At 41.0% G+C, this 22,143-nt stretch carries 16 protein-coding genes and 1 pseudogene; 6 read left to right on the top strand and 11 right to left on the bottom strand.

Annotated elements, in window-relative coordinates:
• Positions 1 to 986: 986 nt before the first annotated feature.
• The gene (locus V7K61_RS30945; RefSeq protein WP_335059553.1) at positions 987 to 2,312 is read right to left on the bottom strand and encodes a TIGR03279 family radical SAM protein; all 1,326 of its coding nucleotides are present in this window, start codon (positions 2,310 to 2,312) and stop codon (positions 987 to 989) included.
• Between the two features lie 191 nt (positions 2,313 to 2,503).
• Positions 2,504 to 3,328, bottom strand: a complete 825-nt coding sequence (locus V7K61_RS30940) for an undecaprenyl-diphosphate phosphatase (protein WP_335059550.1) — start codon at positions 3,326 to 3,328, stop codon at positions 2,504 to 2,506.
• 437 nt (positions 3,329 to 3,765) lie between these two features.
• Between V7K61_RS30940 and V7K61_RS30935 the strand changes: the two genes are divergently transcribed.
• The 3 genes from V7K61_RS30935 (at position 3,766) to nadB (ending at position 7,471) form a co-directional block, all read left to right on the top strand.
• Positions 3,766 to 4,545, top strand: coding sequence for a DUF3120 domain-containing protein (locus tag V7K61_RS30935; protein WP_335059548.1), 780 nt, complete (start codon positions 3,766 to 3,768; stop codon positions 4,543 to 4,545).
• Between the two features lie 621 nt (positions 4,546 to 5,166).
• Positions 5,167 to 5,595, top strand: coding sequence for a photosystem II complex extrinsic protein PsbU (gene psbU, locus V7K61_RS30930; RefSeq protein ID WP_094352300.1), 429 nt, complete (start codon positions 5,167 to 5,169; stop codon positions 5,593 to 5,595).
• A 199-nt stretch (positions 5,596 to 5,794) separates the two neighbouring features.
• Positions 5,795 to 7,471 (top strand): L-aspartate oxidase, encoded by a 1,677-nt coding sequence (gene nadB, locus V7K61_RS30925; protein ID WP_335059546.1) that lies wholly within the window; start codon positions 5,795 to 5,797, stop codon positions 7,469 to 7,471.
• A gap of 144 nt (positions 7,472 to 7,615) precedes the next feature.
• Here nadB and V7K61_RS30920 read toward each other — a convergent pair whose 3' ends face one another.
• The 4 genes from V7K61_RS30920 to btpA form a co-directional block, all read right to left on the bottom strand.
• The gene (locus V7K61_RS30920) at positions 7,616 to 7,822 is read right to left on the bottom strand and encodes a hypothetical protein (RefSeq protein WP_335059544.1); all 207 of its coding nucleotides are present in this window, start codon (positions 7,820 to 7,822) and stop codon (positions 7,616 to 7,618) included.
• A 769-nt stretch (positions 7,823 to 8,591) separates the two neighbouring features.
• Complete coding sequence (locus V7K61_RS30915) at positions 8,592 to 10,796, bottom strand: CHASE2 domain-containing protein (protein WP_335059542.1); 2,205 nt, start codon at positions 10,794 to 10,796, stop codon at positions 8,592 to 8,594.
• 913 nt (positions 10,797 to 11,709) lie between these two features.
• The gene (locus tag V7K61_RS30910) at positions 11,710 to 12,693 is read right to left on the bottom strand and encodes a vitamin K epoxide reductase family protein (protein ID WP_099101378.1); all 984 of its coding nucleotides are present in this window, start codon (positions 12,691 to 12,693) and stop codon (positions 11,710 to 11,712) included.
• 159 nt (positions 12,694 to 12,852) lie between these two features.
• Entirely contained in the window at positions 12,853 to 13,701 is an 849-nt protein-coding gene (btpA, locus tag V7K61_RS30905; RefSeq protein ID WP_094352113.1) for a photosystem I biogenesis protein BtpA, read from the bottom strand.
• Between the two features lie 755 nt (positions 13,702 to 14,456).
• Here btpA and rimO point away from each other — a divergent pair.
• The 3 genes and pseudogenes from rimO to V7K61_RS30890 form a co-directional block, all read left to right on the top strand.
• The gene (rimO, locus tag V7K61_RS30900) at positions 14,457 to 15,776 is read left to right on the top strand and encodes a 30S ribosomal protein S12 methylthiotransferase RimO (RefSeq protein WP_335059540.1); all 1,320 of its coding nucleotides are present in this window, start codon (positions 14,457 to 14,459) and stop codon (positions 15,774 to 15,776) included.
• 259 nt (positions 15,777 to 16,035) lie between these two features.
• Positions 16,036 to 17,565: a DEAD/DEAH box helicase gene (locus V7K61_RS30895; protein WP_334701258.1), complete on the top strand. Its 1,530-nt coding sequence runs from the start codon at positions 16,036 to 16,038 to the stop codon at positions 17,563 to 17,565.
• A gap of 196 nt (positions 17,566 to 17,761) precedes the next feature.
• Positions 17,762 to 17,857: pseudogene (locus tag V7K61_RS30890) on the top strand (Uma2 family endonuclease); the annotation flags it as partial.
• 10 nt (positions 17,858 to 17,867) lie between these two features.
• Here the strand turns inward: V7K61_RS30890 and V7K61_RS30885 are convergent.
• From V7K61_RS30885 to V7K61_RS30865, 5 genes are all read right to left on the bottom strand, one after another.
• Positions 17,868 to 18,815: an aldo/keto reductase gene (locus V7K61_RS30885; RefSeq protein WP_335059538.1), complete on the bottom strand. Its 948-nt coding sequence runs from the start codon at positions 18,813 to 18,815 to the stop codon at positions 17,868 to 17,870.
• A gap of 49 nt (positions 18,816 to 18,864) precedes the next feature.
• Positions 18,865 to 19,032, bottom strand: coding sequence for a hypothetical protein (locus V7K61_RS30880; protein ID WP_335059536.1), 168 nt, complete (start codon positions 19,030 to 19,032; stop codon positions 18,865 to 18,867).
• Between the two features lie 49 nt (positions 19,033 to 19,081).
• Positions 19,082 to 19,306 (bottom strand): hypothetical protein, encoded by a 225-nt coding sequence (locus V7K61_RS30875; RefSeq protein ID WP_179066759.1) that lies wholly within the window; start codon positions 19,304 to 19,306, stop codon positions 19,082 to 19,084.
• A gap of 346 nt (positions 19,307 to 19,652) precedes the next feature.
• Positions 19,653 to 20,558: a DUF4435 domain-containing protein gene (locus V7K61_RS30870; RefSeq protein ID WP_335059534.1), complete on the bottom strand. Its 906-nt coding sequence runs from the start codon at positions 20,556 to 20,558 to the stop codon at positions 19,653 to 19,655.
• On the bottom strand, positions 20,559 to 21,929 hold the full coding sequence (locus V7K61_RS30865; RefSeq protein WP_335059532.1) for an AAA family ATPase: 1,371 nt from the start codon (positions 21,927 to 21,929) through the stop codon (positions 20,559 to 20,561).
• Between the last annotated feature and the right edge of the window lie 214 nt (positions 21,930 to 22,143).

Raw genomic sequence — 22,143 nt, 5'->3', positions numbered from 1 at the left:
GCGGTAGCGGTGCGTTTAGCCCATTCTGACTTCTGAATTCTTCTTCAATAGTCATAATTCATTAGTACACAATACACAACCCTAGCTTGATTCCTAGTAATTTTACTGAGATTCTCGGCCGGATTAAGTAAAGCTAATATTTGGCTTTTCAAAAATCAAATAGGATTTCTATAAGCTTTTCGTAGAAGTACTTAGTGAATGACCTTCATCAATCTAGCCTATCAAAACCAGTAAAAAATGCCAAGATGGATACTCAACTTCCCAGGCGATTCTATAGAAATTGTTAGCTATTACATTGTGAATTTAATTCCATTAGTGACTAGCTTTTTAGAAACTTTTGCATTTACCAATTTCCACAGGCTTTTGCGTAATGGCAGAGAGTTTTCACTTAAACCTAAAATAAAAAACGCCACTCTTGTTCTAATTATCTGTTTTTCAGAGTTTTTGTGAGTTAAAAAAGTAATACTAGTGCATCTTAAAGCCCTCACCCTAAATCCCTCTCCCAAGCTTGGGAGAGGGACTTTGAAATTGGCTCGGCTCCCTTTCTCACAATTTTGGGAGAAGAGGTTGGCGGATGAAGGCAGATTTAGTATTTGTGCAATAAGTCTAATTAGTACTCTTGACGATCGCCAGAGTTAAACTAACAATAATTTCTCACGAGCTTTTCTAGAAAGTTTTAGATAGGAGAAAACAATAATTTCAACAGTCGCAATTACAATCACTAAAATTTATTAAATGTAAAGCAATATTTTTATATTTAATTAAAGCTTATCAATTTTGTATTTAGCATCCAAATGTTTGGATACAAAAAAATTAGTTTGAGTTGAAATGCTTAAAATTATACTGATTTAAAAAACGTTTATAACAGATAACCCCACCCCCAAAGCATTTTCTTGACAAGAAAGAATAGGGGTTGGGAGTGAGATTTTGATATGCACTTGATCTACCGTGGAACTGCTATAGACTAAAGAGCTAACAAAAACAGCTTAAAGAATACAGGTGTTGATTAAATCTTCAACTCCTCCTACTGGTAAAATTTTTGTCTCCAATTTACAGGCTAATTCTTCTATACTCATATCATCTAAAAATACCAATTCACCATGTTTGAGCATTACATTTGGTAGTAAAATTCCGTCTCCCAAATCTTGCCCTTGTAAATTCAACAGCAAATCATGACCCGTTAATAATCCCGTGACAGTGATACTCTGTCCCCAATAATCACTACATAAAGCACGCATATTTACTTTTAATCCTTCAACAGAATTTAACCGTTTCAAGATAGGTTCAAAGGCGTTTTCTACTGCGTTGCCTACTACCCAAGTTAATTTTCTCTGAGGATAAACTTTTGGCGGTAGTAATTCTGTTGCAGCGGCTGCAAATTGCTTGATAAACAACTGAATTGAACCAACACCATTATCAATTTGGGGATACTCTTCATATTCAGATTCGCTCGGTAATTCCTCACCTGCAATCAAAAACCACTCATCAGCTAACCAAGCGACATTAGAGGAAAACTTTTGGCGAAATTGTTGTGAGAGTATTCGCACTTGAGAAATCACTTCTTTCGCTTTTTCTCTAGTTACGGGTATAAGTTCGTCTTCTGGAGGACGAAATCTTGTCAATCCGACTGGCACAACTGCCACCGACGCCACCGTAGGCACTTCACTAGTATGAAAGGATGCTAAGTCTTTTAAGGTTTGCTCCAGGTGTTCGCCATCATTTATACCAGGACAAACAACTACTTGAGCATGAATTTGTAGCCGTCTTTTTTGAAACCACTTGAGTTGTTGCAAGATTTGTCCCGCACGGGGATTTTTCAGCAGTCTAATTCTAACTTCCGGCTCCGTGGCATGAACAGAAACATACAAAGGAGATAAGCGCATTTGTTCAATCCGTTGCCATTCTCTTTCTGGCAAATTGGTCAGGGTAAGATAAGAGCCGTACAAAAAGCTTAAGCGGTAATCGTCATCTTTAAAGTACAAGCTGGTGCGCTTACCTGGTGGCTGTTGGTCGATAAAGCAAAAAGGACAGCGGTTATTGCACTGAATTAAGCCATCAAATAGGGCAGTTTCAAATTCTAGCCCCAAGTCTTGGTCGTAATCTTTTTCGATTTCCAGGCTATGAGTTTTACCAGTAGCGTCTAAAACTTCTAATTCCAAGACTTCATCAGCACACAAAAACTGATAATCAATTAAGTCGCGGGGACGTGTACCATTGATTGCAACGATCGCATCCCCAGCTTCAAAACCAATCTCTGCGGCTATTGAGTCTGGAAGAACCTTGGTAATTCGGGCAGGATGAATGGTAGTCATGGGGAATGGGGCATTATAGCGTTCTTAGTTGAGTCTAATACAGACCTAACCCCTACCTCCTTCCCTACTAGCGTTAGGGAGTAAAATTCAAAGCCTCTCTCCTACAAGAAGAGAGGTTAGATTGTATTACATACAAACGAGCAGTCGCGATAGTCATTTGCTTTGGACAAAGGACAAATGACAAATGAATATTATCCTTTCCAACCTGCTGCGATCGCTAGTAAGATCGCACTACCAAATGCTAATCTATACCATACGAAAATCAAAGTGTTTTTGGTTGCTAAATATTTGATCAAAAATGCAATTGATAGGTAGGAAAAAATAAAGGTTGAAATAATTCCTACAATTAACAGTCCAACAATATTATCTGGCAACTGGTGTTCTTGAAACAACTTGAATATTTTCAGGCTTTTATACAGCGTCGCAATGGTAAGAGTTGGAAACCCTAACAAAAATGAGAATTTCGCTGCTGTATCGCGTTCTAATCCTAAAAATAAGGCAGTCGTTAACGTCGAGCCAGAACGAGAAACGCCCGGAATCAAAGCAAGTGTTTGTCCCAATCCCACCAAAATACCATCCCGAATCTGCAATGACTCAAAACCGCGCTTACGAGTGCCAATTTTTTCTGCCAAAGCTAGTACAAGTGCCATAATAATTGACATGATGCCAATAATTAATGCACTTTCAGGTAAAATATCTTTCAAAAGGAAGCCGAAAATTAAAGCCGGCAGTGTTCCGACTGCAATACCGACAAGAATCTTCCATTCTTCGCGTTCCCAGTCTTTGGCTTTTAGTGCTTCGATTCCACCTTTGACAATACTATAAATCAGCGACCAAAAATACCCCACAATTGCTATAACACTGCCAAATTGAATTGCATCAACAAAATCTTTAGAGCCTAGTTCTTTCCAACCAAATAGCTTGGTAAAAATCAGAAGATGTGCGGTGCTACTGATTGGCAAAAACTCTGTAATACCTTGAACAATACCTAAAATAAAAGCTTGAATAAACTCCATATACAATTAATACCTTTTTCGTGTTCTAGAGATCGTGATGAACATTGTTTAGCTGATGATGTTGCTTTATATACTCTCTATTGCACCCAATCTTGTAGAAAACTCAATTTTACCGATCGAAAACATCATCGAAGACGCTGACTATGTTCTTACACCCACCTCAATAAGTCAACGCAATTTGAGAAATTCATCAAACTTTAATATTTAGCAGACTCATAGCAGCTGACTTTTCACCTCTCTGTAGTCCCTCATCTACAAGTAACTACAGAGGAGTTCTGTACACAGTGCAACTTGAATGGATTCGTCTGGCGCAGAATGTTTTGTTTGGTTTGCACCAGCCCTAGTGGAAATTTCAGTATAATTACAATGCCCCTGGGGGGGATTTGAAAATGTGATATCTTAAATAAGATAAAGTTTAGTAACAAATATTAAAAACTTTGATTAATAATACATTGTCTTCCTACAGCGCTTCTACCCCTTCTATTGATACCGAGTTGGATTTAGCTGATACTGGGCAGAATGGTATCAGACAATTGGAATCTACACTTTCCTTTTCTCCCTCTCTACCCTTATCTACTCCTGCCCGACAAACTTGGTTAGTGTTTGCAGCAGCGGTGTTTTTGGTAACAGTGCCAGTATTTATAGAAGCGCCAATAGTGCGATCGCTACCAATTCTGAGTTTAGCCCTGACAGGATTTTGGGTGTGTCTCAGTTTTGCCTTAATGTCACGCCCTGCAACTTATGTCTGGGGGGATTTGCTCTTGGGGTTTAGCTGGAGTTGGTTAGCAGGAGCGATTTACTGGGGTTGGTTACGTTGGGAACCTTTATGGCATCTGCCGGTGGAATTTATCGGCTTACCGTTTGCTTGCTGGTGTCTTGCGAAGAATTGGGGCAAGGTAGGTAACTGGTTTTATTTAGGTTCTTTACTCGGTACAGTTTTAACAGATGTATATTTTTATATAGTAGATTTAATGCCCTATTGGCGGCAAATCATGAGAGTAGATGCAGATGTAGTACCGCAAATCTTACAAAATGCTCTCATACAAGTACAAGCACCTTGGGGGCAAACTTGGGCGATACTTTTCGCCGCAGTGCTATTAACAGTAGGAATTTCAGCTTTAGGTCGAAATCAAAGACACTGGTATGCCTTTGGTGGCGCAGTTTTAAGCACAATTTTAGTAGACAGCCTATTTTTGTTAGCTGCGATCGCAGCGTGAAAAAGGTAGGAGACACTATATGTTGCAATGAGCGTGTAGGCTTCTCTTACTGAAACTTTTCCCAGCCCAATCTACGACACATCAAAAATGATGCTGTAAAAGATTAATTAGTTAAGAAATATTACATAAAAATCCATCAGTTTCAAGTCTTTTTTGGTAAGGTTTTCGATCTTAGAAATCATACAGTTTGGTGTCTGCTTGAGAGGTAGAATCAGCCACCCCGAAAAGATTTCGTCTAGCTGGGAATGCTGCGGGGATCGTCAATGCAAAGCGATTGCAGCGATGTAGGTACTCTTTCCACGATGAAAATTTTTGCCAAAAGTATAGTCAAACCCAGTAACGGTAAATATTGTGGATATTAATACGCTGTATATTAGTTTCTGATGACTGCTGTGTTGACTAAGCTATCAGCTTTTGTCCTTTGTCCTTTGTCCTTCGTCCTTGGCGCTCTCACGTAGAGGCATTAGCGGCTTCCCGCAGGGTATGACTAATGACTAATACTTCGGCTTCTCTTCGAGACGCTACGCGAACGCTCAGTACAAGTGACTAATGACTAATGACTAATAACTGTTGTTAGCTTAAAACTTTTATTTCTGTTTGATGGAAAGAGGTAGAAAAATCGTGAAAGGATTGGCGCGTTTATTAACAGTGTTTAGTTTGTTACTTAGTTGCTGGGGATGGTTGGGAACAACTCAGATAGCCCAAGCTGCTAGTTTCAACAGTTTTGCTTTTCCCCAAGTCCCAGTTCTGGCAATTGAGCGGCAGAATCGGGCAGACGCTAAACTAGGAACGGAATTTGGTAAAAAAATTGATTTGAATAATACCAACGTCCGAGCTTTTCAACAGTTTCCAGGGCTTTATCCCACCCTGGCTAAGAAAATCATCACCAATGCTCCTTACCAAAAGGTAGAGGATGTATTGGATCTTGCCGGATTGAGCGATCGCCAGAAAGAAACCCTGCAAGCCAACCTCGATAAATTCACCGTGACGGAATTAGAGCCTGCCTTCAATGAAGGAGACGATCGCTTTAACAACGGTATCTACAGATAACTGAATTGCAGTTAATGTAGCAAATAGCAGCCCACTTCTGATTCTAGGGAGTGGGGCATGATATGAGTTATGAGTTAGGAGTTATGAGTTAGGAGTTATGAGTTATGAGTTATGAGTTAAAAATTCAAAACTCCTCACTTCTAACTCCTCACTTCTAACTCCTCACTCCTCACTTCTAACTCCTAACTTCTCCATTACCTTGTCTCAAATAGATATTCCCAGCCAATTTGATGTCTTAGTAGTCGGCGCTGGTGCCGCTGGACTATACACAGCGCTGTGTCTGCCAGAATCCTTGCGAGTCGGTTTGATTACCAAAGAAACCGTTGCTTTATCCGCCAGTGATTGGGCACAAGGTGGCATTGCCGCAGCGATCGCCCCAGAAGATTCTCCCACGCTGCACATTGAAGATACGATCCAGGCGGGTGCCGGTTTATGCGATCGCACCGCTGTCGAATTTCTCGCCCAACACGCCCCTAGCTGTATTCAATCCCTAGTTAACTTGGGGGTAGCTTTTGACCGTCATGGTCAAGCCTTAGCTTTAACTTTGGAAGCCGCCCATTCTCGCCGCCGTGTTCTCCATGCTGCGGACACCACAGGGAGGGAAGTTACTACTACCCTCACCGCTCAAGTATTACGTCGCCAAAATATTCAAGTCATTCAGCAAGCTTTGGCTTTGAGTTTGTGGATTGAACCCGAAACTGGTTGCTGTCAGGGAATTAGCCTGTTTTATCAAGGTAAAATCACCTGGATAAGAGCTGGTGCTGTGGTACTAGCAACCGGCGGTGGCGGTCAGGTATTTGCCCAAACCACTAATCCGGCTGTGAGTACCGGTGATGGGGTAGCGATCGCAGCTCGGGCTGGGGCTATCCTCCGCGATTTAGAATTTGTCCAATTTCACCCCACCGCCCTCACTAAACCTGGTGCCGATCGCTTCCTAATCAGCGAAGCTGTACGCGGCGAGGGGGCACATCTTATCGATAATGAAGGGCGGCGTTTTGCCTTTGACTACCACCCTGCGGGTGAACTTGCACCTAGAGATGTGGTTAGTAGAGCAATTTTCAGCCATTTACAACGTACCGCCCTTGATTTGGCTACTGCCCATGTGTGGTTGGATATGCGCCCCATCCCTGCCGACAAGATTCGTCACCGCTTTCCCAACATCATCAAAGTTTGTCAGCATTGGGGTGTTGATGTCTTCCACGAACCAATTCCTGTAGCGCCAGCCGCCCATTATTGGATGGGTGGAATTGTCGCGGATCTGATGAATCGCACAAATATCCCCGGTTTGTACGCAGTGGGTGAAACCGCTAGTACTGGAGTGCATGGGGCCAATCGCCTTGCTAGTAATTCTCTGTTGGAATGTATTGTGTTTGGGGCCCAAATGGCTAATATTAAGTTAGAAAATATTGGGCTGTCCTCAGAAACACCAGTGCTACCATTACGGAAATTTAATCCCGATCCTAGTGAGTGGCACATCGAACAAGCACAGCTAGAAGCACTCAGGGAGAAGTTACCGCGTCTAGTGTGGGAAAGTGCTGGTATTTGCCGGGAGCAATCAAGGCTGGAAAGTGCGATCGCTACTATTGAATCTTGGCAGCAAGATTTCGCTGCCTTGCCTTTAACTAAATTCTTGCTTGCTTTACGTCCAGTAGAACCCGCTAGTTTTGACCTACCAGATGTTGAACGACAATTGGGACTTTGGGCAGAAACCCGCAATTTATTAGATATAGCTGATTTAATTCTCAAAAGTGCTGCTTTTAGAACCGAAAGCCGAGGCGGACACTTCCGTTTAGATTATCCTCAACCAGACTCAAGTTGGCAAGTCCACACACTTATACAAACAAATCATTGGTGGAAATCTCCACTATTGTCTTGAATCAACTATCTTAAAGAGCCTGACGGTTTTCGCAACCCTAAGCACAACATCTTGCAATGAGCTTGCCAAGTAAAAGACGTGGTGTCCAAGACGGTAGTTAACTCATCGCGCTGCTTTACCAGAATCTAAAATCTAAAATTGCCATCAGCGAGTACCGCTACCATTATGACTGTCGGGACCACCATAATTTGGTGGAATGTATATGTCTTGTAAATTTTGAGAATTGACCTTGCGGACGATTAAGGTATCACTGCTACTAGGGCCAAAAGAATTAGCACTTGCAGTACTTAATATACCTGTGCAAGCGGCAATTTTGGGGATCAGTATATAAGCACCTATGCAGAATATCATAAACTTTGTGATTCGGAAGTTAGTCTTCATGTCTTTCGGTAATTTTACTAGTTTCTCATTTTAAAGCGTATTATATTTACTACCGTATATTTACTGTACTTTTTGGAAAAAGTATTTTAACTTTATGAAATTATTGCTGGTAGCGTACAAATTATTGTGGTATTCGCTTGTCGATTAACTTTAATCTGCCCATATAAAAGAGTCTTTATACTTAAGTGGTATTCTTAATAAGCGTTTTTTACATCAGTCTCAGGTTAGATATGTCAATGATTTACTGTGAGCATTTTGCTTAATTCACTATTTATTAATAATATCTTAACACTCTTAAGTGTAAACACTATGTTTGCTAAATCAAGAGTTCAGAAAAATATGAAATAATACTTATTTGATTGTATAGTTTAGACTTAATAGAGTAAAGATGTGTAAAGATACAACAACATATTTATCGTGTTATAAGGATTTTTAAAACTATAAAACAGCGTAATAAGCGAATAAATACAAGTATAATTTGCAGTGTAATTTAAATTACACTGCAAATTATTTTCCTAATTATTTCCGATCGCTGATTGCTTTGTGGCATCAGTTATGAGGTTTAGTCTTCAAGCCAAAAAGCCTTGCTGGGTATATATATTGGCTAAAAATTTACCTTGCAGTACATAAGCTATATTTTTCAAAATAGTGCCTTAGACGTGTCTCCAGTCTAAATTCCTAATTTGAAGGTAAAAATTGTAACTATAGTGAAAAAACTGGAGACTTGACTCTTAACTAATTAAGCAAACTCGTAGCGATTTTTACCCAGGCGCTTGGCACGGTACATTGCAGTATCAGCTTCTTTCATCAAAGTTTCACTGTCTTGACTGTTGTATGGGTAAACACTAATGCCAATACTAGCAGAGACTCGGATTGTATAGCCGTCCAAAACAATTGGCTTGGTAATACTGCTTAAAATTTTTTCGGCGACTTTAGCAGCTATTTGGACATTAGGAATTGCCTGTAGAATCACAGTAAATTCATCGCCACCCAAACGAGAAACTGTATCACTAGCGCGTAAAGAGTTGCTGAGTCTTTCAGCAATAGTCATTAACAAGCGATCGCCCGTCTCGTGTCCCAGAGTATCATTGACTTGCTTAAAGCCATCTAGATCGATAAACAGCAGTCCCAACAACAAGTTATTGTGTTGCGCCCAATGTAAGGACTCGTAAAGTTGTTCGGCAAAAAATTTGCGATTGGATAAACCGGTGAGGGGGTCGTGATACGCTAAATAACGTAAGTGGTCTTCTTTGAGTTTTAATTCATTGTTAGAGCGGTATAGTTCAGCCGCAGTACGCTTCAGATGTTCTTCCATCAGCTTGCGCTGAGTAATATCTCGGATGACACCAACTAAAAAGAAATTGCCAGCTGAGTCTTTGTGAAGCGATCGCTTAGTGGCAATTTGATGAGTCTGACCATCGGCATTTGTAAATTCTTCTTCATGTTCTTGGGGTTGCTGAGTCCGAAAAACAAGATCGTCCTGTTGTCGAAACACATCAGCTTCATGTTTTGGGAAAAAGTCATAGTCTGACTTTTCAATTAAAAACTTATTTGGATAACCGATAAATCGACAATACGCCTCATTTAAAACAATCCACTGATGTTGTTCATTTTTCACAAAAATTGGATCGGGGATCGTGTTGATAACGTGATGCAAAAATTCTTTGGAACGTTTCCACTCTTCCTGCATCTGAGCAATATGACTAGTCATCCAAATAGCTGAAGTGCCAAAGCAAAACAGTGAGGGAATGAGTGGTATCCACCAACCGTACAAAAAAGCCAGGTATGCACTCACGGTCAATACAAAGCAAGAAACTAGGATACAGAAGAGACTACTAGTTGCGTGTCGTATCCGCCATATCGTCACGGCTCCCAGATAAGACCAAACAAAAACCCACAAGTATTCCACCAAGTCTGGCCAAACTTTGAGTAATGGTCTTCCATCAACAGCAGCAGAGATTAACTCACTAATAAAATAAGCCTGCAATTGAATACCAGGTACAGGCTTTGCCGTACCCATTAAACTGCTAGAGTAGGGAATAAATACAAAATCTGGGAGACTGGGCGCAGTCGAACCAATAAGTATAATCCGATCTTTGATTAAGTTTGCTTTGACTTTATCTGCCAGTACATCTCTCATCGATACCTGGCGAAAACTACACAACTCTCCAGACGAACTTTGACATTTAGGTTTGGGAAAATTGCTCAAAATTTGGTAGCCTCTGTCATCAGCTCCCACATAAGCACCATCATTAGCCTCAAAACGAGTAAATGCTGCCTTACCCAATTGCAAATACTCAGAGTTACTTTTTGCTTTAGTGGGAGTAATTCCCTTTGACTTTAAATACAATAAAGCCAACTTCAGGGCAAAACTTTCATGTAATTCACTTTTAATGTGCCAATACAACAAACTGCGACGTACTTTACCATCAAGATCGTACAGCACGTTATTAAAGCCCACTTGATCCGGATTCAGCCCTGGTGGAGGCGAAACACTAAAGTTTTTGTTGTTATCATTTGCTAGTAGTTCAATACCAATCAAGTTGGGTATTGACTGATAAGCATTACGTAGTTCTTGATTACCAGGCTCTACTGGTAAATTTTTGTAGATATCTAAGCCAATCGCGCGGGGTTTGTGGACATTTAATTTTTGCAACAACTGGGCAACCTTCGCATCTGGAATTGGCCACGAACCTACTTCGTTTAAATAAGCCTCATCAATCACTACGATCGTAATCCGGTCTTCTGGCGGTTCATTTGGACGTAAGCGAAAAAATTGATCCAAAGCTGCCAACTCCAAAGATTGCAATAATCCAATGGAGTGCAAAAGCAGTACGCAGACTGCAACGCTGGCCGCAGTCATCAATTCTCTGTGTCCTCGACTAAGCGATTGTTTCAGTCCAAAGGTTAACTTCACAAAACGCTTGCCTAGCTGCTGATTCATTCCCATTACCTAGTAGGCAGAAATATTCTCTATTTCCTATAGCTAGCGACAGTTTTTAGGCGATGCCGGCGGCGGGCTACGCCTACGCTATTTATCAAATATCCTTTGGTTTGAAAGAAGGTATTTTTGTGAATTCACAAGATAATAAATTTGTACAGTGCGTAAGTTCTAAGCTATTAACTATCGGACTAACATAGCTCAAGTGGGAGCTAAATAGAGTTTCTAAGAGTTTTTTCAACTCAGCAAGGTTCTTCAAGATATCGTGGTATTTGTGATGTACTACCATATATTGAGGCCAATTATCTGACTAAACGGTAACTGGGTCTTTTGTGGTTATCAGCACAAATTAAGAAATATTGTTGAAAGTGAGTTCAGTGAATTTAACGTCCAAATTCTTGTTTGGTAAAGCTTACTCAATTAAACTCGTACATTTACGATCTAATTGAATATTTTACTGAGAATTACCGTAACTTCCAACAGACAGACCTTTGGGTTCGGCGCTGACATGATTACATCCCAAGGTGGCTCCCAAATGCTGCAAAAAGAAATTAAAATATACATTGTATTAGAGTAAATATACTTGATTAATTTCCTTCAGCTTCAAGTGTTGGCGGATAAAAGCCGCAGAAAAATTGGTAATGGAGTATTGGACAACATTTATAGCGGTTCTCAGTTGAGTGAGGTACAAGAACCCCACTCCAATCCCCTCCCCGCTCTTCGAGAGGGGACTATGATGTACCTTATGTGATTAGTAAACGCTATATCATCTATTACCAAAAACAAAAAAGCCAACTGGAAACAGACTTTGCTGTATTCATCCAGTTGACTATCTATAGGTTGTGAACTACACCTACCTAGCGGTACGGTGTAGCCTTCCCAATTGGCAACCGCGGCTGAGGCTAACTCAAGGCAATTACTTGAAATACTTGAAGTTACGAGGCCCTGTGTAACCAGAAACTTTCGCTAGTTCCTCTAAGTTTTGGACTCCGCTATAGCTTTTACCATTAACAATCCAAGTGGGGAAACCTTCAATTTTTGCAGCTTTACAAAGTTCTGGTTGAGCTTTGAGTCCATCAGGAGCGCACTCTACCTTAATACCATTATTGATTATTTCCTCAGCTTCTTTACCAAAAAGCAGCTTTTGTTCGTGACAGTGAGGACACCAATAAGCACTGTATTCCTTAGCACCTACCTTCGCTAGATGCTGTGCTAAGGCTATTTCTGCCTCACCAGAAGTAGTGGTAACTTCCCAACCGAACGCTGGGTTGGGGTTTTCCTTGGGAGTAAAGGTAATTTTTGTAGGTTGTCCAGGAGTTCCAGGTGTCACATCTGATTGATTCACGCCAGCATAGACGCCTAAAGTACCAATCAACGTTACCATCCCGACAATTAGGGCGGTAAACAAGATTTGTCCAATATCCTCCCAAGTCCGACCGATAATCGTTAGTATCAAAAGACTCACAGAGAACAAAGCTGAACCGATACAGTAAGGACAAATAGCTTTGATTTGAGATGTTAGCACATACATTAAGTAGCCGCTAAAGACAGACATAGCGATCGCACCCGCCAGCAGCAGCCACCACGTCCAATTTTCCAATTGTTTGCGGTTATTATTTTCCCCTGAGTTGAATACCAAGGGAGCCAAAGCAAATATCACCATACTGATGTATGCCAAAAACCCAAACAAAGCTAATGGCTGACCAAAAACCGTTGCCCAAGGGCTGGAAAGCACATCATTACAGCCCTTAGCACCAGCCTGTGCCACACAAGCAGCACTGCCTCCTGTTAACTTTTCTATAGTCAGATAACCTGTGATCAAGGCACCACATCCAGCGATCGCGGCAATCAATGGACGTGACCATTTATGAATCCAAGGAGTAGAACGACGGCGAATCATAAATATTAGGGAATGGGGATTAGTAATAGTTAGGAGTTTAAGAGTGAGGAGTGAGGAGTGAGGAGTTAAGAATGAGGAGTTAGGAACAATTAGTTTAAAACTCATAACTCATAACTCATAACTCCTAACTTCTAACTCCCAACTCTCTTTCCCCACTTTCTAAGAATGTAACTTCACTTGTTCTGCTGATTTGCTTTCACCTTTGGAGTTCCAATTGCGACGGGCGGCTTCCACAAATTGACTGACGCGAATTGGGTCAATTGGTTGCTCAATACGTCCATGACGTTTTAGGGAACTGGAAACTATTACACCATCTGCTGCTTGCATCAATGTATCAATATTTTCCCAATTAGCCCCACTCCCGATGAACACTGGCGTGCCATTTGCTGCGCCACAAGCTAGTTCCAAATCTTCTAAGTTAGGAGGACTACCAGTAGCCCAACCAGATAAAATCACTCCGTCTGCTAAACCCCTTTCAATGGTGTCTTTCACGGCGACTGTGAGATTTGGAGAACTCAAAGGACGGGCGTGTTTTACCAACACATCGGCCAGGATTTTAACATCACAGCCCAACTCCCGTCGATAGCGGAGTAGTTGATGGGCTTCTCCCTCAATTAATCCTTGGTCGGTTGCCATCACGCCTGTGAGGACGTTGACGCGGATAAATTGCGCTTGTACACAGCTAGCGATCGCTATTGCACTTTTGGCATCGTTTCGCAAAACATTTAAACCTATCGGCAAAGTCACCAAATTCTGTATGCGCTGCACCACAATGGTCATGGCACTCACAACCACTGGATCGACTTGGTTTTTGGTAAACGGCGCGTCGAAAAAATTCTCGACAATCAGACCGTCAACCCCTCCACTTGCCAAGGCTGCGGCTTCTTGTTCGGCACGATCAATCACCGCTTTTAAACTACCTCCCCAACGGGGTGAGGTAGGCAGTGGTAGCAGGTGAACCACGCCAATAATTGGGGAACGAGTTTTAAATATCTGATATAAGTCCACGTCTTTAATCCGCCTCGCGGAGTCCAGAGTCCAGAATTTTTTGACTATTGAACGCCAGTTCAACGCCACTCCTGTTAAGGTCGGGAACCTTTTTACAGGGGTGGCTCTTCAACGGGGAAAACCCCGCACGTGACTGGCTCCTTTTGACCCTTGACTCTTGACTTTCCATTAATTAGTCAAATGTGTTTTATGATAGTCGGCTTACTGCTTCTTTCCTGAGATGGAAATTGGCGTGAAACCTCCCATAAGATATGTTAAGATAAAACCTGGCTACAAGAGGAGTTTGCCACTCACTAGACGCAAGGCAGCTTTCCGTGGTTTAGGCGTCTTGTCCGCGCACTGTCGTAGGACTTGCCAATCGCCAGGGTAGCATTACTGCTTTATAGGCGTAGTCGCTTTCGTCGATTTCCCTGAGGGTAGCGACTTCTCACAACAAGCCCTTTGGGCGGCTTCCCGATGGGTAGGTTAACAACGCACACGCTGTGGTAATGTAAAATACCAATAAGCGAATTGTTAAAAAACATTACAAGTGTCAAATGTACCCAAAGACACTTCAATTTACCCTGGGGAACAGATTGATAAAAATATCATAACATGACCTCTATTTTTATTATTGATAGGGTCATAATTCTACGGACAGTTGCTGACAGTGAAAATCTGCCAACGTGCTGTTATTAGAAGGATAGCGGTGGAAAAAATTGAAATTAGCGCCGGAATGTTGACTACAAGAAAAAAAATGAAGATATTTTCAAAATATGGGTGACAAGCCAACGATTGCCATTTCTCATTTGGGTTGCGAGAAAAATCGAATTGATACAGAACATATGCTAGGACTGCTCGTAGAAGCAGGCTACGGTGTAGATACAAATGAAGAGTTAGCAGATTACGTTATTGTTAATACTTGTAGTTTTATTGAAGCGGCCCGGCAAGAATCTGTCAGAACGTTGGTAGAACTGGCAGAGGCAAATAAAAAGATCGTCATCACTGGGTGTATGGCGCAGCACTTCCAAGAGCAACTTTTGGAGGAGTTACCTGAAGCAGTAGCGGTGGTGGGTACAGGCGATTATCACAAAATTGTTAATGTAATTGAGCGTGTTGAACTTGGCGAGCGGGTCAAACAGGTTAGTATAGAGCCAACCTACATTGCCGACGAAACTACACCGCGCTATCGCACTACAACAGAGGGCGTTGCTTACCTCCGAGTTGCCGAAGGTTGTGATTATCGTTGTGCATTTTGTATAATTCCTCATCTTCGAGGGAACCAGCGATCGCGTACTATAGAATCTATCGTCGCCGAAGCGGAGCAGTTAGTTAGTCAAGGGGTAAAGGAAATTATTCTAATTTCCCAAATCACCACTAACTACGGTCTAGATATTTACGGTCAGCCAAAATTAGCCGAATTACTTCGCGCTTTGGGGAAAGTAGATATACCGTGGATCAGAATGCACTACGCTTATCCCACGGGACTGACCCCAGATGTGATCGCGGCGATTCAAGAAACACCCAACGTCTTGCCTTATCTGGATTTGCCCTTGCAGCATTCTCATCCAGATGTTCTCCGCTCCATGAATCGTCCTTGGCAAGGACGCGTAAATGATGGGATTATAGATCGCATCAAAACGGCGCTACCAACAGCCGTATTGCGGACAACATTTATTGTTGGTTTCCCAGGAGAAACAAGCGAGCATTTTGAGCATTTATTAGAGTTTGTTCAAAGGCATGAATTCGATCATGTTGGTGTCTTCACCTTTTCCTCTGAGGAAGGAACCCCAGCTTACAAGTTGCCAAATCACTTGCCCCAAGAAGTGATGGACGAGCGGCGATACCAACTTATGGAAATCCAGCAACCGATTTCCCAAAAGAAAAATCAACAGGAAGTAGGCAAAATCGTTGATGTCCTGATTGAGCAAGAAAATCCTGAAAGTGGTGAATTAATAGGTCGTTCAGGTAGATTTTCCCCAGAGGTTGATGGTCTGGTATATGTCAAAGGCCAGGCAAAATTAGGAACCATCGTGCCAATAGCGATTCACCACGCTGATACATACGACCTCTATGGTCAGGTAGTCAATAACTAAATTGTTATTTGTCTTTTGTCCTTTGTCTTTTGTTAAATGACCCTTCCAGATTCACCCTTATTCTGAGGTCAACGCTGCATTAATGGCAGTTTTCGTGAGGGTTTACCTGAAGTTCGCGGATTCGTTGGCATAGCTTGAGGCTGCGCTATCGCCCTTGGCTCACTAGTAGCCAATAACTAATGACTAATGACTAATGACTAAATAACTAATGACTAAATGACTAATCCAAAAATCCTTACATAAAATTTAGGACGAATTAATGACTCTTTCATTTCAAGAATTAGGAATTTCCCAAGAGCGTGTCGAAGAACTAGAGAAAATCGGTTTTACCGAACCAACTAACATTCAAGTGCAAGCAATTCCCCAATTGCTAGCCGGTCGTGATGTAGTCGGTCAATCTCAAACTGGAACAGGCAAAACGGCAGCATTTTCACTGCCAATTTTAGAGCGGCTAGATATCAATCAAAGAGCCGTACAAGCCATAGTTTTAACACCAACTCGTGAATTAGCGATGCAAGTTCACGATGCGATCGCCCAATTCATCGGTAATGAAGGATTGCGGGTGTTAGCAATCTATGGTGGTCAATCAATTGACCGCCAAATGTTACAACTCAGACGTGGCGTTCACATGGTTGTGGGCACTCCCGGACGGGTAATAGATTTGCTCGATCGCGGCTGTTTAAAGCTGGATCAAGTGAAATGGTTTGTGTTAGATGAAGCCGATGAAATGTTGAGCATGGGCTTTATCGACGATGTAATCAAAATCCTCTCGCAAGCGCCCGTAGATCGCCAAACAGCTTTATTCTCGGCAACAATGCCACCATCGATTCGGATGTTGGTGAACAAGTTTTTGCGATCGCCTGCAACTGTCACCGTTGAGCAGCCAAAAGCCGCTCCCAACAAGATTAATCAAGTAGCTTACTTGATCCCCCGCCACTGGACAAAAGCCAAAGCTTTACAGCCAATTCTGGAAATGGAAGATCCAGAAACAGCTTTAATCTTTGTCCGCACCAGACGCACAGCCGCCGAACTCACCAGTCAATTACAAGGCGCTGGTCACAGTGTAGATGAATACCACGGTGACTTGTCCCAACAAGCGCGGGAACGCTTATTAGTCAGATTCCGTAACCGTCAAGTTCGTTGGGTGGTAGCAACTGATATTGCAGCACGAGGGTTAGATGTCGATCAACTCTCCCATGTAATCAACTTCGACTTACCCGATAGCGTAGAAACCTACGTCCACCGTATTGGTCGTACTGGTCGTGCTGGTAAAGAAGGAACAGCAATTTCTTTAGTTCAACCATTTGAGCGGCGCAAACAGCAAACATTTGAACGTCATAACCGCCAAAATTGGCAAGTGCTGACGATTCCAACACGCGCCCAGATTGAAGCAAAACACATTCTGAAATTGCAAGAACTGGTGCGGGAAGCTTTGACAGGTGAGCGTTTGGCTTCATTCTTGCCCATTGTCAGTGAATTGATTGAAGAATATGATGCTCAAGCGATCGCCGCAGCTGCACTACAAATCGCTTACGATCAAACTCGTCCCGCTTGGTTGAGTTCAGACGTGGAAATTCCCCAAGAAGAATCTTCTGCTCCCAAACCAAGACTCGGTAAGCGTCGTGAATCTTCTAGCGATCGTCCCCGTGCTGCATGGAAATCAGATAGCAGCAATGGAGATGAAAGACATTCTTCTCCCAAGCCAAAACTGCGGACAAGTGGGCACGAGTCTTCTGCATCCCCTAGTAAAAAAATAGGTTCACCTACAGCTAGAGAATCAGCTTCTTAGTCAACAGTTACAAGTTAATCAATTTTGGATTTTAGATTTGAGGTTTTTTCTTCAATCCAAAATCCAAACCTAAAATTGGAGAGTTGAGAGTTAGGAGTCAATATTTTGACTTTGGCTCTTGACTTTTTGGCTTTTTGGGTAATTTTTTCTACCAGTTTGTAGGAAGATAAACTTAAAAATGCATTCTTCGTGGTCTATAGTTTTGCAGGACAACGACAAACTGACACTACCAGACTTACTACCAGGTTGGGAGCTAGTAGTGTCAGAAATTTGGCCTCCTGTGTTTGAGTAGTTCAGAAATACTACAGCCAAGGACGACTAACTAGTTCTAACTCTCCAATTTCATCGTCGCTCAATTTCCAGCCCAAAGCGCCAGAATTTTGCCGTACCTGTTCGGCTGTCTTCACCCCAGCAATGGGAATAACATTCCCCTGAGCAATTAACCAGTTGAGAGCAACTTGGGCAGGAGTGCGATCGTATTTTTCCCCGAAGTTGCGTAGTAAAGATATGACTGGGGCAATTTTTTGCAGTCCTTCTTTCTTAAATCGCGGGTCTATTTTCCTCGCACCAGTGGGGGTTTCAGGACTATCAATACTATACTTGCCAGTGAGTAATCCTTGTGCTAAAGGACTATAAGCCAAGATAGTCACACCCAACTCACGGGCAGTTGTGATAATACCTTTGCTTTCAACTTGGCGACTGAGTAAAGAATAGCGTACTTGGTTCACAGCCAAAGGCACTCCACGAGTAGCCAATATTTGGTGCGCGTCTCGCATTTGCTCTGCTGAGTAATTACTCACACCAACTGCGGCAATTCTGCCCCGCTTCACTTCATCCGCTAGAGCATTCATCAAAGTTTCTTGACTTAAAAAGAAGGCGAAAGGCCAATGCACTTGATACAGGGCGATTCGCTCAAGTTGTAGGCGTTTGAGGCTGGCTGTTAAAGCATCAGAGACCGATTGGGCTGTAAATCGCCACGGTAGGGGGCCAAATTTTGTGGCAATTTGTACAGATTGTTGTGTCTGTTGCAGAAATTGTCCCAAAAATTTCTCTGATAGTCCCATTCCGTAGACTTCGGCAGTATCAAAGAAGGTAATACCAGCTTCTAAGGCTGCGGTAAAGGCTTCTTGTAACTGTTCTGGGCCGTAGCGATCGCCATAATTCCAAAATAGTTTATCACCCCAAGCCCAAGTGCCGATGCACAAAGGTGTAACAACTGGGCCATTTTGCCCCAATGTGATGTTTTCCACGGTTGCAAAATTTAATTTATTTACATTTCTTTACTTTTATAGTGTATCGTTATAGCCAAGATTGGGCGCGATCGTCGCCACTTGTCTGCAAATCTTGTGGTGTCGCAGCTACGCCCGTGTAGACATCGCACCTTGCATAAAGATTTAAAACCTGAATCAAACGCGCATAAATAAGATCCCCGACTTCTTCGAGAAGTCGGGGATCTGCGGGTCGCAATTCTCACAAATCAAATAGGATTGCTATAGTTCAGTGTATTTACTTGTATTTATGAATTAGATGATTTATCCTGCTTGGGTTTTTTGATTAATTCCATGTAGACATTAATCTCGCTAATTTCTACATCATGCTCAACTCTGGTTACTTTCCATCTCTCCTTTTTTAGGTAAACTTCCTCTCCTACTCTGGGAGTAAATTGAAGATCGTAGAACTTTTTTAGAAAATCTTTTTGATTTTCTTCCCATAATATTACTTTGACTGGTTCTTTACTCATTGCTTATGCCTTTTTGGTTACTAGATGAAGGTAAGTATTTTGATGACATACATACGGCAAGTTTATCTTACTAATTCAATGGAATAGCGTAGTTAAAACCACATTTTCATAATGTTTCAACGGACAGAAACCAAGGTAATCAGGGGGATTGCATCTTTTACTCTCATTGTAGTTGCTGGAGTGCGATCGCTGTTTTTTAGCTAGTTATTGCTCAATATTGTGATAAGTCTTTGTTCAAGCTTTTTGACTGAGACAAGAGGATTATGCCGTCTACACTTCGTACAAATGTGCTTTACTCTCCTGATTTCAAAATGAATGTAGTAGAGTAACACGAGCAGTTAGCATTTCAATAGGCAACTTCAAAAGACTCAAGATAGCTATAGAGACAGCTTGATGTATCAGCGTATTGAGACAAATCAGAAATTATCGTCTTTTTTGATAAATGTATTTTAACATTCACCTTTCGAGTGAAATATGGATAATTCCCATTATTAGCTTCGTTCATAAGTTTCTGAAGAAAATAAAATAAAAACTCAATCTCAAACTTACCTCTAAAACTTTTTTGTCGAATGTTGGATTGTAGCTCAGATATCTTAATATCTAGTTCCCGTTGAGGAATAATAGATACATTTGGAAACCTGTCATATAAATCATTAATTGTATATTTTACTGTGATTTTATCTAAGTCAATATGCACAAATTCCAATACACTAAGCCCCGAAATGTTTAACTTACTAGACTGCTCTCTTTGACAAGCTATCCAAGCATTTAGCAATTCTACTCCGTTATGAAAATCTTCTTGTAGTTTCGTATAAAGAGAAATGCATCTTTGAAAATTTTCATCTGACTCGGTTAGCTTAAATTCACTTCTCAAAATTTCAGAAAAGCATTGAACTGATGTATAGAAGTTTTCTACTGAGTAACAAGGTGTTTCATATATCCTACTCAAACTCGTCTCTTTTATTGATATATCAAAATCTTTATCTACAAAATAAGCCGCTTTAACATTTGCATAACGTTTACGGGATGAGAGCATTCTGTGAACACCTAAAACACCTTCCTTACCATTGCAGCTAAGGTAAATATCTTTCTCAGGTCTTGTGACGTTCTTTATTCTAATCCCATAATACTTACTATCTTCTCCCTCAAAGAAGCAATAAAGTGCAGAATCATACTGCTTGTAAAGTCTAGTGAATTCAGTAAAAACGACGACAGCTTTACCACGGGAAGCTCTTAAATTGTCTACTGACATTCATTCCTCTCGCACAAAAATATCTAGATCATTGGCATTCAAATCTAACTCGTTATCAAAGATAAACGGGGAATGAGTTACTGCTAAAAGTAGCCTACATTTCCCTGACTTCAAAATATCCGGAAGTAAAAGCTTTTGCCATTCAATAGATAGTGATAATTCTGGCTCATCAAACAGTAGAATGAAGTCCTCAGAGGACTCCAAATAAATCTTGGAAAAGAGGGAGATGATTTGCTTTTCTCCAGATGAAAGATTTCTAATCTCAATCGGGCTGCTATTTCTGGTTTGGACTATAGATATATCTACATTAGCTTCATCATAAATAATACGTTTTTTATTTAAATACTCGTTGCATATTGTGGCCAATTGGTTTATGGACTCATCTTTTTCTTTTTGCTGTTCATACAAACCAACTAATTTTGATAAAAAATAGACGAGCTGATCATATTGAGGAGAATTTATTTCTCCTGAACTTACTAGCTTTTCAATTCTTTCTCTATCAGATTTTGATATATTTTTTTCGCCAACACGACTTAAAACTATATTCAACGTGTCAGGCTGAATGCTGTCTCTCATTTCTTGATTAATTTCAATCCCCTCAACAAACTGAGTTAAAATTTCACCCGTTACTTTTGAAAAGAGATTAAGTGCTGAGTCTTTAATGGCTTTTTTTATCTCATCAAACTTGCCAATGACATCATTCATTCCGAATTGAATAAGCTTACCTTCCCCCTCACTAAAGTTCAGGCGCTCAAATTTCTCTTCTTCATACCCCAAGTTTTTTATATCTTCTTCGATCCTCCTATATGTTGGAAAATATAGAATAGATTCATTTAGATTTTCTTGAATAGTTTTTATATTTTTATCGATTTTACTTTTTTGATCTTCTTCTTTATCACTTCTAAGTCTCAAACCGATTTCTTCTGCTATTTCCATATATCTGGAGGGTAAACCATATTTAGCTATCAGTTTAAACAACTCTTTGCGAACAAGTTCAGACGATGAACCTTTTTTAATCTCCATTTTCAATCTATCTATTTCTCGGCTAGGTAAATACGGTCTGAGCAAAGAGATAAATTTAAAAATATCATCTTGATCATATGATTTTAAATCACTTTTTTTGATCTCGACACTGACTCCAGATTCAAACTCAAGAACTACTGAGTCAAAATCTATGGCGCTTAACTTGTGGAAATTGCAAGAGATTGAGTAGTATAAGGCATTTAAAATAGTAGTTTTCCCGGAACCATTTTCTGCAATCAGAATAACGGCTTCCTTCTCAAAAGGAATTTTTACATTCTTAAAACCAAACAAGCCATTAATCGAAAATGATTTTAGCTTAGTTGAATTCAAATGATCGCCTAGCAACATAACTAGAAGTTCCAGTAGCTAATGATTAAGATAGTCGCAAAATAACTCAAGTGGATTATTAATGAGTCTTTTGACAGTAAATAGCTTCTTAAGCATAGCCAATAACTGCTTACTAAGCGTAATGCTCTGCTGAAAACTCGTTACGTAGCCCTATTTTCTGCCTCAAGAGTAACTTAAGGCGTTGTTGTACAAATAAAAAAAAGTATCCGTGCCA

It is taken from the genome of Nostoc sp. (assembly GCF_036918015.1).
Classification (GTDB): domain Bacteria; phylum Cyanobacteriota; class Cyanobacteriia; order Cyanobacteriales; family Nostocaceae; genus Nostoc.
This window is presented reverse-complemented; position numbering and strand designations above follow the sequence as displayed.

What these genes read in the sequence shown, in the direction of transcription:
- V7K61_RS30945 (WP_335059553.1), bottom strand. Translation starts at nt 2,312, where the DNA reads ATGACTACCATTCATCCTGCCCGAATTACCAAGGTTCTTCCAGACTCA.
- V7K61_RS30940 (WP_335059550.1), bottom strand. Translation starts at nt 3,328, where the DNA reads ATGGAGTTTATTCAAGCTTTTATTTTAGGTATTGTTCAAGGTATTACA.
- V7K61_RS30875 (WP_179066759.1), bottom strand. Translation starts at nt 19,306, where the DNA reads ATGAGTAAAGAACCAGTCAAAGTAATATTATGGGAAGAAAATCAAAAA.
- V7K61_RS30910 (WP_099101378.1), bottom strand. Translation starts at nt 12,693, where the DNA reads ATGATTCGCCGTCGTTCTACTCCTTGGATTCATAAATGGTCACGTCCA.
- rimO (WP_335059540.1), top strand. Translation starts at nt 14,457, where the DNA reads ATGGGTGACAAGCCAACGATTGCCATTTCTCATTTGGGTTGCGAGAAA.
- V7K61_RS30895 (WP_334701258.1), top strand. Translation starts at nt 16,036, where the DNA reads ATGACTCTTTCATTTCAAGAATTAGGAATTTCCCAAGAGCGTGTCGAA.
- V7K61_RS30870 (WP_335059534.1), bottom strand. Translation starts at nt 20,558, where the DNA reads ATGTCAGTAGACAATTTAAGAGCTTCCCGTGGTAAAGCTGTCGTCGTT.
- V7K61_RS30915 (WP_335059542.1), bottom strand. Translation starts at nt 10,796, where the DNA reads ATGAATCAGCAGCTAGGCAAGCGTTTTGTGAAGTTAACCTTTGGACTG.
- V7K61_RS30920 (WP_335059544.1), bottom strand. Translation starts at nt 7,822, where the DNA reads ATGATATTCTGCATAGGTGCTTATATACTGATCCCCAAAATTGCCGCT.
- V7K61_RS30865 (WP_335059532.1), bottom strand. Translation starts at nt 21,929, where the DNA reads ATGTTGCTAGGCGATCATTTGAATTCAACTAAGCTAAAATCATTTTCG.